The sequence below is a fragment of the Labrenzia sp. OB1 genome (assembly GCF_001624695.1).
In the GTDB taxonomy this organism is placed as follows: domain Bacteria; phylum Pseudomonadota; class Alphaproteobacteria; order Rhizobiales; family Stappiaceae; genus Roseibium.
In genome coordinates, this window is record NZ_JSEP01000011.1 from 1 (window position 1) to 13,971 (window position 13,971).

The 13,971-nt window shown below is 57.9% G+C and carries 9 protein-coding genes, 1 tRNA gene and 1 pseudogene; 5 read left to right on the forward strand and 6 right to left on the reverse strand.

Annotated features, from left to right (window positions below; genetic code table 11):
- A pseudogene (locus OA90_RS15550) lies at positions 1-2,168 on the reverse strand (DUF5801 repeats-in-toxin domain-containing protein); the annotation flags it as partial.
- 1,241 nt (positions 2,169-3,409) lie between these two features.
- Between OA90_RS15550 and OA90_RS15555 the strand changes: the two are divergent.
- The gene (locus tag OA90_RS15555; protein ID WP_068413689.1) at positions 3,410-3,625 is read left to right on the forward strand and encodes a hypothetical protein; all 216 of its coding nucleotides are present in this window, start codon (positions 3,410-3,412) and stop codon (positions 3,623-3,625) included.
- 195 nt (positions 3,626-3,820) lie between these two features.
- Positions 3,821-4,387, forward strand: a complete 567-nt coding sequence (locus OA90_RS15560) for a cytochrome b (protein ID WP_082837078.1) — start codon at positions 3,821-3,823, stop codon at positions 4,385-4,387.
- Positions 4,388-4,763: 376 nt separating this feature from the next.
- Here the strand turns inward: OA90_RS15560 and OA90_RS15565 are convergent, their stop codons facing one another.
- From OA90_RS15565 to OA90_RS15575, 3 genes are all read right to left on the reverse strand, one after another.
- Positions 4,764-6,275 (reverse strand): alpha/beta fold hydrolase, encoded by a 1,512-nt coding sequence (locus tag OA90_RS15565; protein WP_068413692.1) that lies wholly within the window; start codon positions 6,273-6,275, stop codon positions 4,764-4,766.
- A gap of 446 nt (positions 6,276-6,721) precedes the next feature.
- Complete coding sequence (locus OA90_RS15570; RefSeq protein WP_244274648.1) at positions 6,722-8,596, reverse strand: adenylate/guanylate cyclase domain-containing protein; 1,875 nt, start codon at positions 8,594-8,596, stop codon at positions 6,722-6,724.
- 8 nt (positions 8,597-8,604) lie between these two features.
- On the reverse strand, positions 8,605-9,126 hold the full coding sequence (locus OA90_RS15575; RefSeq protein WP_068413696.1) for a FecR domain-containing protein: 522 nt from the start codon (positions 9,124-9,126) through the stop codon (positions 8,605-8,607).
- Positions 9,127-9,519: 393 nt separating this feature from the next.
- Here OA90_RS15575 and OA90_RS15585 point away from each other — a divergent pair, with 393 nt between their 5' ends.
- Both OA90_RS15585 and OA90_RS15590 read left to right on the forward strand, forming a co-directional pair.
- On the forward strand, positions 9,520-10,221 hold the full coding sequence (locus tag OA90_RS15585; RefSeq protein WP_068414084.1) for a Crp/Fnr family transcriptional regulator: 702 nt from the start codon (positions 9,520-9,522) through the stop codon (positions 10,219-10,221).
- A gap of 202 nt (positions 10,222-10,423) precedes the next feature.
- Entirely contained in the window at positions 10,424-10,768 is a 345-nt protein-coding gene (locus OA90_RS15590; RefSeq protein ID WP_068413701.1) for a BA14K family protein, read from the forward strand.
- A 225-nt stretch (positions 10,769-10,993) separates the two neighbouring features.
- Here OA90_RS15590 and OA90_RS15595 read toward each other — a convergent pair whose 3' ends face one another.
- The gene (locus OA90_RS15595) at positions 10,994-12,565 is read right to left on the reverse strand and encodes an alpha/beta hydrolase (RefSeq protein ID WP_068413704.1); all 1,572 of its coding nucleotides are present in this window, start codon (positions 12,563-12,565) and stop codon (positions 10,994-10,996) included.
- 298 nt (positions 12,566-12,863) lie between these two features.
- Here OA90_RS15595 and OA90_RS15600 point away from each other — a divergent pair.
- Positions 12,864-12,949, forward strand: a tRNA-Leu gene (locus OA90_RS15600).
- Between the two features lie 61 nt (positions 12,950-13,010).
- On the opposite strand, the gene OA90_RS15605 is transcribed toward OA90_RS15600, so the two are convergent.
- A complete protein-coding gene (locus tag OA90_RS15605) occupies positions 13,011-13,670 on the reverse strand; it encodes a DNA methyltransferase (protein ID WP_068413714.1) in 660 nt (219 codons plus the stop codon).
- Positions 13,671-13,971 lie beyond the last annotated feature (301 nt).

Consider the following 13,971-nt stretch of genomic DNA (forward strand, 5'->3'; position numbering starts at 1 on the left):
CGGAATTCGACGGTTTCCCCGCGTGAAGTCACTCCGGCGAGATCGATTGAACCACGTCTGACGGCAACGTCGCTGGACGTGAATTCGACAGCACGGTCGCCGGTCCCCTCGCTCGCACCGCCGTCGACCTCGCTGTTGGCGTCGTCGGCTCCCCAGGAGATATTGAGGGATCGGCTGGAGGTTGTGGCAGCGTCACGAGAACCGCCGGTAGAGTAGTCGCCTGTGTTGCCAGGATAGCTTTCGCCAACGTTTCCGCCGGCAAGGCCGTCTTCATCCACCTGACTTGATCCGACATCACCAAGCACCGGGCCGTCATCATCGACGGTCACGGTGAAGGTCGCATTTGCAGTATCACCGTCGCCATCCGTCGCCGTGAAGGCAAACGTCAGGTCAAGGTCGTCTTCAGTGTCTGCATCAGGGTGGTCGAGATTATCGACCAGCGTGAAGGCGTAGCTGCCGCTGTCGGCATCCGAAAGGTTCGCGAAGAAGACAACACCGGCATCGCCGGTTGCGCTCGGAACCGTGCTGCCGGTGTAGCCGACAAGCGTCCCATCGGCCAGAACGGCTATGGAGACAGCGGCATTGTTGGAGCTCAGTCCAGTCAGACCCGGCTGGCTCGCATCAAAGGCAACCGAGCGGTCGCCGGCGCCCCCACCATCGGTCGGATTGGCATCGTCGGCACCCCAGGAAATCGCAAGGTCGCCGGAAGACGTAATTGCGGAACCGGCCAGATCGCCATCATAGCCACTGTCGACATTACCGCCTGCGAGGCCTTCTTCGTCGACGGAACCGTCGTCCGCGTCGCCGATGACCGGCGCATCGTCATCGACGGTCACGGTGAAGGTCGCACTTGCGGTATCACCGTCGCCATCTGTCGCCGTGAAGGCAAACGTCAGGTCAAGGTCGTCTTCAGTGTCTGCATCAGGGTGGTCGAGATTATCGACCAGCGTGAAGGCATAGCTGCCGCTGTCGGCATCCGAAAGGTTCGCGAAGAAGACAACACCGGCATCGCCGGTTGCGCTCGGAACCGTGCTGCCGGTGTAGCCGACAAGCGTCCCATCGGCCAGAACGGCTATGGAGACAGCGGCATTGTTGGAGCTCAGTCCAGTCAGACCCGGCTGGCTCGCATCAAAGGCAACTGAGCGGTCGCCGGCGCCCCCACCATCGGTCGGATTGGCATCGTCGGCACCCCAGGAAATCGCAAGGTCGCCGGAAGACGTAATTGCGGAACCGGCCAGATCGCCATCATAGCCACTGTCGACATTACCGCCTGCGAGGCCTTCTTCGTCGACGGAACTGTCGTCCGCGTCGCCGATGACAGCGTCATCGTCCGTCACATTGACAGTAAAACCCGTACCGATCGCATCCCCGTCCGTATCTGTGGCGGTCACGCTGAAGGACACCGGCAAGACAACGTCTGTGGCCTCATCGAGGTGGTCGAGATTGCCGATGAGCGTAAAGGTGTAGGTCGCGCCGGACGCACCTCCGTCAAAAACGTCGGGAACGATTGCCAGCGTAACCGTGAAGACGATCTCATCGGTGCCGTCTTTCGTTGCGGTAAGCGTTTGACCGCCGTCAGCATTGTCGACAAACGTGTAGGTGAGTGCGATACCATCCGAGGACAGTTCGAGCGCGACACCTGAAGCGTCCAACGGGATGCCCGCGTCATCGGTGTCGAAGGTCAGGCTGGACGACGGGCCGGCGTTTTCACCGAAGTTGACCCCCAGGCCACCAGTCGCGACAAGCGGCCCCTCGCCCGCTTCATTTCCTTCGGCAAGGTTACCTTCATCCAGAAAACCTGCATCCGCATCGGATACCAGCGTTGGAACGGTTTCCACCTCGGCATCGGCGAATCCGGCGGGTGTCCCGTCATCGGTGCCGCCATCGCCGGAGCCCAGCAGCCCGAGGGTATTGGTACCACCGCCGAGGCCTTCGATTTCCGTGTTTTGAAAATTCTGTCCGGAGCCCTGCGGCCCGCCCAGGGCTGTTGCCAGATTGCTGGTCTCCGCTGCCGCAGTCTGAATTTCTTCCGCAGCCTGAAGATTTGCAACCGATATGAACTCACCGATTGAAAGAACCTGATCTTCACCGACGAGCGCAACCTGCGAACCACCGTCGCCCAGAAAGAAGTCCTGTACGATAATCATGCCGCCATCAGCGAAGATCATCTGCAAGTCGTCGCCGATTTGAATGAACGAGATGTCTTCACTAAGGATCTGCCGGAAGTCGACCAATTGCCCCGGAAGCCTCAACGAAACCACACTTTGCTGTGGGTCTGGCCGAGAAAGCGCGAGAGCTACAGTTGCGTCACCCTGCGTGTCATTATTACCCGTATCAGTACCGGTGGAGGCTTGTGCGATCCGAACGAACTCATTCATGGCAACTCACTCTGCGCTAATAAGTCAAAATTGCATAAAATTGTTAGTATTCGTTTACCTAATTTTAACAGTAAGAGAAACCGAAAGTTTGGCTTATTTAAAAAAAGGTAAACACACAAAGCCAAAGCTAGGAATGTGATATAGATCACACGCACAGTAAAAGTTCGTATTAAATTTAATTAATTTTTATGTATATAGCAAAAAAATGAAAATTATATCATAATCAAATTATTGTTTGCAAAAAATGATATAAGATAGAAATATAGTCCTAAATACAACTATAAAGTATCAGCATAATTTATTCATTGTATTAAATGAACAAATTATATTTCATATTATACGCAATAAAAATTGAAATTTTTCTTCAGAAAACAGAACTCATACGAAAAAAGAAAAAATTTTAGGAAAACCATTTTATAAAACAAATACGTATTATTATTTTCATAAAACATAATAAAACAGATCGACAGACAACCGAGAACACGATTCAACGATGAATAAAAACTAAAAATCAAAATAAAATAGAGTTATTTACTAATATTATTTTTATTAAATAAGACAATATACTACTTAAGTTGATTAATACTGGCAAATGAAATGATCTAATCATAAATTCCAAAGGGAAATCGATTGCAGAAACAGATTTAGAACACCCTAAAGTAAGGGTGATAGTTAACGAAAAACAACCTAGGGTTAAGTAGGTGTTGTGTGCTGAAAGACGTAAAGGCGAGTCGGGCGTCTTCTCCCCGGGACGAAGCGTCTTTTTTTCCGGCAGGCTTTCCCTCATGCGGTACAACCGGATCCGCTTCAATGGTGGCCGCTCACGCTCCCCCTTGAAGCGGAAGTCTCTCGAATGACCGAAAACACAACGGAAGAGAAGCTGCGCCGGAGCATTGGACCGGCAAGGATTTTATGACCCTGAATGCAGTGTGCCGGCCGTCACAGGCCAGGGTCTGACACCTCCCCTACATGTGTGCTGACCGCGATACGAAAACGCGCTGAAATGTCATTCCAAGCGCAGGAGATGTGCCATGTTTTCAGGACCCCATCCCTCTTCAACGGCGATAGCCCGTTCCCTGTTTCTTGCCGCCACGAGAGGCCTGCAGGGAATCTCGGGCCTCGCCGGGGCCACCCGGGCATTCAGGTCTGAACTGGGTCTTCTCAATTTTCCCGAAACAATGACCGGCGGCACCGGCCTGCGCAGGCACGATCTGCGCGGATGGTTCGACCACGACCCGGCACCGTAACTGCGCGGTCCACTCCCTCTTCATGACGAAAAAGCGGTACATCCGACGCTTTTGTCGACGGATTCAAACGGTCGCGACAACGCGTGATCGCTAACAACGTCCTCGTTCCGGTCCGTAACGGTGGCCGGCGTTCTCAAACGGCAGTCTCCCGGCGTCTTTGTCCGTGAACGACTTGCACGCAACATGGAGACTGTAATGTTGAACACTCTGGAAAGCGCGACGCCCGCCTCGACAGTGTCACCCCTCCCCGAAACCTCCCGTCACACGGGAGCGACCCGTATACTGCACTGGCTTGTCGCCGCGCTCGTTCTGGTGACCTGGCCCCTCGGTTTCCTCATCGATTTCGTCAAGAATGAGGTGTCCATGGATTTCTATCTGCTGCACGAAAGCTTCGGTTTCCTGCTCCTCTGGGTGATGCTTGTGCGTGTGGGAAATCAGCTGATCGCCCGCAAGCCACCGGCTGAAGGGCCGTTCATCGAGCGCTTTGCCGCCAGCAGCGTGCACGGTCTTTTGTATCTGTTCCTGATCATCATGCCTGTCAGCGGTTTCCTGGCGACCAATGCGCACGGATTTCCGCTGACATGGTTTGGAGTTCTTCCGATCTGGAGCCCGATCGGAAAATCACCGGACATTGCCTGGACGCTTTCCGGCATTCACGCCTGGAGCGCCTGGATCCTCCTGGGCCTGTTCGCCATGCATTTCGGTGCGGTACTCCTCCATCACGTGATCAAGCGCGACCAGACGCTTTACAAGATCATCTGACACCCGCTGCCTGCTTCAACACCGCAGCACCGATCGACTTGCAGCCCCCGGTCCGGACCGACCGGGGGCTGTTGATTCAATCAGCTCTCACCATGCCACCTGCCTGGTCGCGGCGATGCTCTTTCGGAACCGCCACCCGGCGAGCGCCAACAGCGCGAGACCGTCACCGGTCGCCATCAGGAAATGCGTCCAGACAATAGCGAGCCCGACGCCTCTGGTAGAGGATCGCCCGGGAGAAGCTGACAAATTGCGCCCGGGACGTCGAGGCATCTCAAATCCGCCGAAGGCAGCATCAATTGCCGCAATCCCCAACGTGTACACGGACCTCCCGAGCCGATTCAGCCCAAGGGACCACCTTCTGAAAGTTCACATCAAATCAGAGTACCGGAACGGTCCTGACAATCACCCGGGGGGCACCGGTTTCGCCTTCAACCGTCAGGGTAAGCACGAGTTTACCGGCTTCGGGACCTGTTTCAAAGCGAGCCGAGAATGACTGCTCGAACGGATTGGTGGGGTCGGAGGCTCCCGGATCCGGATGGAGCACGATGGGTCTGGCCGTCGTGCCGGAAGCGGCGAGAGCCAGGCTGAACCGGCCCGCATCGACCGGGTCCTGGACCTCAAGCCTGAGGTGAACCGTTGCGGTCGCGGTCGCATTCGTTTCATAGACCGGCTGATCCGTCGTCACGACGACGCCGACAAGTTCCACAGCTGCGCCGAGAGCCGTCAGAACCGATGTTCGCTTGCGCACTGGAACCGTCTCATGCGCGACTTCCGACCCTTCTCTCAACACGCTGATCGCAAAGTCCTGCACCAGTTCGTCATTCAAGATGGCATTGTGCACGGCGAAGCTGGTCGGATAGGTCACGCGCTTTTGCAGCTGTGCGCTTTCGCGCAGGACGGTGCCGTCCCCTTCCCAGCTCGTGCGCATATCGAAATGTGCCTCTCCGCGCCGGACCTGCAGCTCATACTGCTCCGGTGTACGCTGATCGACGCCGATGATCAGCACCTCCTCGATAGCCGCCGGAAGAGGTGTGTCGACGATGCGGCGCAGCTTTGACTGACGCTCTGCCACATCGGCGAGTTCGGGCAGCGCCTCCTCATCAACCCCTTCCCAGCCCAGATCCGCCCAGGCATCCATGTTGCCCGCGTCGAATGCGTTGCCGGGTGCGTCGCCGATCCGGCAGCAGCCTTCGTAGCTCGGCATCAGTTCGTACATTGACGGAAAACTCAGGACGGTCCGCCGGACGGCTTCAAGTCCGCCCATCAGAAGATTGCTGACGCCCCAGCCGTTTTCCAGAAGCCCGAACACCTTTACCGAACCGCGCCACGGTGTTCCGGCTGTAATCAGACGATGAATTCGGGTGTCTCCGCCTTCCTCAAGAGCATAGGTCCGGGCAATCAGACCTCCCATGCTGTGCGCGACAATATCGACGGTGCTGTCGCGCTCCGTATTCTCGTCGATGAAGGCTGCCAGAAGCCGGGCGTTGTCGAACACACTGAGCCGCCAGTCGTAGTCGAAGATCAGCAGCGTACTGTCCTGACGGTATCCGGCCCGGTCCAGGCGGTCGATAAAAGGGCCGTAGACATCCTGTGTGAAGACGCCCAGAAACGAGACCTCCTCAATCAGGCCACACGGTTCGACCTCGAGTGTATTGTCCCCGATCGCAAGATCGGGAAATTGCAGGATCGCTTCGGCATTTCCCCATAAAAGCGTTTTGTTGCCGTCAGCATCGGTACGGCAAAGTTTCGAGCCGAGCACTCCCGGCACAAGCACCAGCGGGCGTTCCTCAGCCGCGGCCGCCACCTCCACTCCCCCGGCAACACTGGACAGTGAAACAATCAAAGCCGCAGCGATACGCCGCAGGTTTTGGGGCTCGAAAAAATACATTTCGTCTTTTCCTTGAACGGCAGTGCGCGGACACTTCGAGTTTCTGCCGCAGGCCGAAATCGGGCTTGCGAAATTTCCGGGTTTGCGACTGGCCATGACGGGGTTTGCTGATTTTGCGTCTTTAATCTCACCAACGCGCAAAGTGCAATATGCACCTGACGTTGTCGCCACCGTTGTAGCGGTCCGCCCGGGTTGCTGCGCCAGTATGTGTCGGAACTCTGCGCGGACCAGGCAACGCCGCCTGCTGTCGCCCGTCACTCGTTGCTGGAGGCGCAACACCCCAATCAGCCTGATCGGCGAAGGGGAAATTCACCGCAGAAGCTCTTGAGGAGATCCTGTATGTGTCGGCACCACCGGCAGGAGACAGGGCAACCTTGGAAACGGTCACCGGATTTTCGCAGGCGAATTTGAATTGCTGTTGCCGTCGAATGGCCTGAAAACAGGATCTAGGGCTCACTGTGCGCCGCGGTCGGATCCCGGCCGTTGCGGACACCGGATCGAAGCGCTGCGGCCTGCCGCGATGTCCAGAGCGCGATCTGGATGTTCTGCCGTCGGCCGCGGATATCGACAGATTCCAGCCGGGGTGGATCCAGAGTGCACCGCTCCGCTGAGGAAATCAGGGTCGCGGACAGGGCAACCGAAGCTTCGAAAGCCTTGCCGGTTTCCATCAGCCGGCTGGCAACATTCACGCAGTCGCCGGTTGCAGCAATCTGCTGCTGGGTTTCATGTCCGAGACGCGACAGGACCACGGGACCATAATGGCCGCCGACGCGCACATTGCTGAGGTCATCGCCAAGATCCGACGAGGCGATCCAGTCCTGAACGGCGGCCACAAGATCGAAGACACACAGGCAGGCGTCTGAAGCATCCCGCGGCCGCGCGTCGGGGATGCCGAAACCGATCATCGCGCCATCGCCCATGAAGTCCAGGACCACGCCGTGATGCCTTGCGGTTTCATTGACCACAAGCGTGTGAAAGGCTTTCAGCACGTCGCGCGTGCCGCCCGGGCCCAGGCGTTCGGTCAGTCCGGTGTAGCCGGCAAGGTCGATGAACAGGATCGCAACGTCCTGCTCCACGGGACGAAGCAGGAAACCGGGATCCTCCGCGATGCGCCTGGCCAGACCCGGAGCCTGAAACCGGCTGAGTGCTTCATTGGCCACCGCGAAACGGCTGGTCTGCCGTCTGTCGAACACCTCACGGACAATCGCGATCATGACGAGCGGCGGCAGGCTTGCGGCCACCGGAAGCGCGCCATTGAACCAGTACCCCTGGCCGTAGGCGAAAGTAATGACGACGAGCCAGACACCGACAAGCAGCAAATAAAGGATTGTCGCCTGGGCCAGCGGAAGGAAAATCACGGCGCTCAGGGCAATCAGCATGATCGAGACCGACACGACCGCGTCGATACGCCGGATCATGCTGTTCCTGACAAGAGCCGACCCGTCCAGAAGGTTGGCGATGCCGGTTGCCAGAACCTCGACACCGGGAAGAATCTGGTCGAATGGCGTGCCGAACCGGTCCCCCACTCCCGTCGCGGTCGCCCCGACCAGCACCAGGCGGCCATTGAGCGCACCGGCGGCAAAGCTGCCATCGAATATGGATTGAGCACTCAAGGTTCTGAAGGTTTCACCGGGTCCATAGTAATTGAGCGGAAGGTGCCAGGCAAAATCGAGAGGCTGCAGCCTGTCCCGCAGACGAACTGCATCGCGCGTGAGCGTCGGATCCGAACCGAGATAGCGTCCCGTTGCCGAGAGCACGAAGGAAGGAACCGGACCGTCCCTGGTGGCAAAGACAAGAGGGATATGACGCGGAGTGCCGCCTGTATCGGTCGACACGTTGACAAGTCCCGTGGCGGCCTCGGTGCGCAACGAAGGCAGCGGATTGAGCACCTTGTCAGGCTTGGGGAGATAGGAGCCGCCGCTTTGCTCGACCGTAAATTGCCCGGCTGCAGCGATGACCGCCGGAAGCGTGCCCAGCGCGGTCGCGAGTTTTTCACTCCCGCCATCGCCAGCGTTTCCCGTCAGCAGAATGTCGATTGCAAGCGCACGTGCACCGGCCTGTCGGATCTTGTCTATCAGGAGTGCCAGATTGTCCTGTCCGAGCGGATAGCTGCCCGTGCCCGCCACGGTTTCGTCGTCGACCGCCACAATGACGACGTCATCAATGACCTTGCGCGGTCCGTTGATCAGAATGCGCAAGTCAAGCAGAACCGTTTCTGCCCGGTCCAGAACGCTTGCCCATCCGGAAAGATGGGTCTGCACGAGCCATCCTGACCAGAGACAGCCGACAAGAAGCGCGACAAGCGCCAGTCTTATCGGCAATCTCGATTTCATCGCGCGAAACGGGCAAGCAGCCTGTCGGCCTTGTCCTGCGGCCAGGTTTTCACGGTCAGGGGATCATCCCCGGTGACTTCCACACCTTCACCCTCGGACAGGGTCACCTCATCGGAACCGTCCGGCCGTGACACTGCCACCCTTCCGCGAACGACGAACACGGAAGTCATTTCCTGTTTCACATCCACGACAAAGATCGTTCCCCGAACCGCGGCAATCGCATGAGGGGTGAGGATCTGGAACGGTCCGCTGTCCGGCTCCACCTCGATGAGCACGGCGTCCTCGGTAAGCTGGACCGCCCCGGGGCGGATCTGTCCCGGAGTATTCTCAACAGCGATCTCGGCGGCGGCTTCCGCTTCGAACACCAGCCCGTTCGCGCATTGGTAGACGACCCTGGGCGGATTGGGTGCGTCCGTCTTGACGCAGCCGTTCACGTCCTGAGCCGCACCCTGCGTACAGGTGGCGGCCAGAAACAGGGCTGCCGTTAAAAAAAGTGTTTTCAGGCGTATGGTCGGCATGGCTTTCTCAATACGGTTCCAGCAATTAAGTCTTTTCTTCTCACGATTTTTTGGTCTTGATAGGACCACAACCTCATAAATCAGACTGAATCATCGCGACGAGCCACCAGGGTGACACCGGACATGCGCCAAACGAACGTCCTGCCTGGCCCGGAGAGCATAGCCACAGCATATCGAAACCGTTTTTGTCACGCTTCGAGAGAGACCATGAGTTTATCCGCGAGCAGCGCAACGGAGCACCGGAAAATAACCTGTTTCCGGCAAAGCTGCGCATTTTTTTGGAACAAACTCACTCCTGCTCCCTCAATCTTTTTTACAAGGGTATGTCCTAAAACACCTGTAACGTTGTAGCCAGCGTTGTACATCGAAAAAAACATGAAGAAAGTGGAGCGTATGACAGCAGACGAGCCCGTAAACAAGGAAAAGCTTTTGGGAAAAAGCTTTGTCTTTGAAGCGCTTGACGAACAAAGCCGGCGGGATCTCACCGCCTTTGCCCATGTCAAACGCTATTCTGCAGGTGAGACCGTTTTCGACATGGGGACCCCCGGCCAGAGCATGATGGCAATCGCGGAAGGCACCGTGCGCGTCGGCATGCCGACACCGAATTCCCGCGATGTGACCTTAGCGGAGCTGACCGCCGGGGATGTCTTCGGAGAAATTGCGCTGCTGGATGGCGGTGAACGGTCTGCGAATGTCCGCGCCCTGACCAATTGCACCCTCGTGGTGCTCGAAAGGCGTGCCTTGCTGGAGGTCCTGCAACGCAATCCGGCGTTTTCGATCCGCATCATTGAACTTTTGTGCAAACGGGTCCGGCGCTCCGACGAGCGGATGATGGAAATCGCCTTCCTCGGATTGCCCTCGCGCCTTGCCCGGCTGCTGCTGCGCATAACCGTGGCCGCGCCAGGAAGCGAGGAGAAACCCCTGACGAAATTATCGCTATCCCAGTCCGAAATGGCCTCCATGATCGGCAACACGAGGGAAAACGTGAACCGCTGCCTGCGCAAATGGCAGAAATCAAGCCTGGTCGACCTGAAGGAAGGCTGGCTCATCCTGCGGGACCGGGAGGGCCTGGAGACAATAGCCGAGGGCGAGTAGTTCGGCCCGAACCTCGGGCAGGATCGTGTGAACACGGAAAACGCGCCGGTCCTCAGGGGGCAGGCAACGGATTTCCCGACAGAATTTTCAGGGCCTCGACCGTGTGGTGTTGCGCGTCACATGTGCTGCCAGGGGGGCAAACCTAAGTATTGGTTATCGGCGGAAACGAATTCGCCGGGACCAACACAAAGGCAAAATCCTGATGTTCAAGAAAGCAATTCTCACCACTTTGGCGGTCGTCGGCCTGGCGGCGGCTGTGTCCACGACCTCCGCATTCGCCGGAAGCCATGGCTACAAAGGCGGCTACCACCACAAGAATCACGGGTACCACCACAAGAACCACGGCTACCACCACAAGAACCGCGGTTTCCGCCACAATAACTACTGGTACCGCCACAATACCTACAAGGCTCAGCGTGGCAACAACTGGCAGCAGCATGTGGCCTGGTGTTCCGACCGATACAGATCCTACCGCGCCCAGAACAACACCTTCCAGCCATTCAAAGGCCAGCGCAGGCTGTGCAGCTCCCCCTACTTCAAGGGCTGACCCTGCCGAATAGCTGACTGCTTGGGCTTCCCCCTGCCCGAGACCTCCACCCGGTGAATGCCGGCGACACCCCCGGCTGAAGCCGGGGGTTTGTTTTTGCGCACTGCCTTGCTCTGGAGTGTGTGCGTTCAGGCGGATTTCAAGGGTTCAGAAAGACGCTCGAGACAGTGTTTGCATTGCAAATGCGTTCAGGCGATTTCCTCAATTCAATTTAGGCGGCATGTTCTAGATCCGATGTTCTTCGAGAAATGCACCGATGGCGTTCAAACAGACCTGCCAGGCCGGTTCCCGGTCGACCAGGATATGGTTGTGGCTTTCCAGCGGCACGAACTGCGCCCCCGGGATGCCCGAGGCGACCGCCCGGCCCTGGTCCAGCGGGATCCGCTGGTCATGTCTGGAGTGCAGAACGATGGTCGGAGTACGCACATCCGCCAGCCGGTGCCGGACATCGATATGACCGAATGCGTCCTGAAAGCGGGCAGCATTTTGCGGTGACGTTGTCAGGCGCTGAAATTCGTCGAACCAGGCCAGCGTTTCCGCACTCGCCTCGGGCATGAAGGTCTGCGAGAAGATATGCCGGTAGGCGGGATTGTCCGTTCCCCATCCCAGTTCGGTCAGCGTCCGCACCGCTTCGCGTCTTGCCTGTTCCTCAGGGCTGGCAAGGTGCCGCCAGCCGGCCGCGTAGCCGCCGATCAGGATCAGGCCTGACACGCGATGCGGATGCCGCACCGCATATTCGATCGAAACAGCACATCCCTGGGAAATGCCGATCAGGGGAAACCGTTCCAGACCAAGCGTATCGGCCACCGCCTCCAGATCCTCCACAAAGGCCTCGAAACTCAGATCCTTGACGTCCCAGTCGGAGAGGCCGCAGCCGCGCTCGTCGTAACGGATGAAGGTGCGGCGGCGGGCAATCTCGCTGAAACTCCTGCCCCAGATCGGGCTCGACCAGTCGAATTCAAGGTGATTGAGCCAGTTCGCCGCTTTCAGCACTGGAGGCCCGGAGCCGATACTCGCAAAGGCGATCTTCGTGCCGTCGGCCACCTCGCAGAACCCGATGCGCTGCGCCCGCAGGGCCCGCGCCCGCGCCTTCTTGACCCGCATCTGGGCATCCTGCGTTCTTGTTTCGTAAACACCGTTTTCGGCCGCCTTCATGCGGGCGCTTGCCGAGCCCCCGTCGCTCCTTGCGGCGTCCCGTCTTGCGACCGACTGCCGATGGGCGTCCGCGTCGTCGGGGTCGGCTTCCGCCCACAGCCGCATCCACTTTCTGGCAGCGGTGGATCCGGTGTCGGGATGGGTTGCCAGCCGTTTCAGAACCTCCACCTGCGCGGTCCGCGCATCCTCCCGCTCAGCCGTCAGCCAGGCATCGAAGGTGTCGTCACCGGCACCGTCCAGCCCGTCGAGCAACACCCGTTCAAGCCGATGCGCCATCCGTTCAAGGTCTTCGACAGCAGGCGGATTGTCCTTGTCGCGCAATCTTGCATGAATATCGGTGATGTCGACGCGGATGCCACCGGGCACGAACTGCACCCGCTCGCGGTCGGCAACGATCCTGACCTCATCCGGACCGTCAACGGTCTTGCGCAACTTGCTGAGCGCCCAGCGCAGCGCCGCTTTAGGATCGTCGGGAATGTCCCAGAACAGTTCGCAAAGACGCTCCCTGCGATGGGGCCGCCCGGTGGCGATCAGAAACGCCAGCAGCGCCCGGGCCTTGCGCGAAGCGGGCAAGGAGACCTCTTCGCCCGAAGACAAAACCCGCAATTCACCCAGGAGAGAGATCTCAAGATCCTGAGACATTCACGATTCCCGTCTGACTGGAAGAAAAACATAAGATGAAGATAATTATCATCTTTCTGACAACGCTGACAACAACGGTGAGCAAATAGGGCCCGCCGCGCCTCGCATGGCCTTTCAGTTGGTGAAAACCGACCCCGCCCCGACTGGCTAAGCCATGGCTTGCCGCCGGGAACCGGCAGGGATCGCACTTGTGTACATTTTATCGGATGCAGGAGCGGATTCGGTCTTGCGGGTTGCGCTTCAAAAGCCGTGTCGCTATTCACCTAAATCGCTTCGTCTGAATTGCAGACGAAGTGAAGCGGGCGTGATGGAATTGGTAGACATACCGGACTTAAAATCCGGAGGCCCTAGGCCGTGCGGGTTCGAGTCCCGCCGCCCGCACCATTCCCCGGCGCATCCGCCTCCTGTGGCAAGGGAGACGGTTGATGGCGGCGCCGGGATCGCCTCATGGGATCACATTGTTCTTGAACACAAGGCATTGTGTGAACTGGTATTCATTTTCGGCATTTTCCGACCAGTTGACGATAATCTCGCCCTCAAGCGTCATGACTTCAGACAGGGCTTTTCCGAGATCCCAGACGAGGGTTGAAAAGCGCTCATGTGTCAGATTGTCAGCCTGGACGATGACGCAGGCATCTTTTCTGAGAACCCGGCAGACTCCTGCGTAAATACTCTGAAGCCTTTCCAGGTAGATGTCATATCCGTCGTATCGGGGATCTCCGTTGTAAAGAGGATTCCACTCGTGCCAGTGAGGCATGTACGGTGGTGACGTGATCGAAAAATCCATTTCAGGCAAGTTGAAGGACCCGATGTCGCCGCTGTCGCCGAACAACAGGTTGTCTTTTGAATTCACGCGGGATTTCACCCAGTCATACCTTTGCCGATCAGCCTCAATTCCATAAGGGATCCTGGCCTTTTGCTCACAGACGAAGAAAGTGGTTCCCAGCCCGGAAAACGGATCGAACACCTTGTCTCCCGGCTTTGTGAACCGATCCAGCAGGACCGCGACCAGACTGTCCGGGAATCTGATGTCGTCCCCGTTCTGAAAATCCGGCAGCGGACGCTCGTACGTGTACGGAACCGTCAGCAGTTCAGAAGTCGGCATGTTTCACTTTCCCGTCGACATCTGACAATGAAAGCACGTCTTTTGACCGCACGCCAACGCTTTGGCCGCCAACTTGAAGATGATTTCGATCCGTCTGCTTGTGCGCCCCGCCAGGCAACATCCACACCACGTGGGTCAACGGCCCCGGCTTGAGCAGCTCTTTTCAGATCTCCCCGAAACGTCCGTCCAGGGCAAAGCCGCGGACATCCGGGATCGCAAGGACCGAACGGTTGTTTTCCGTTTTCGATCAGCCCTCGCGCGGCCACATGCATTGGTTCGCAGAGCCGAAGAGCGCCATTCC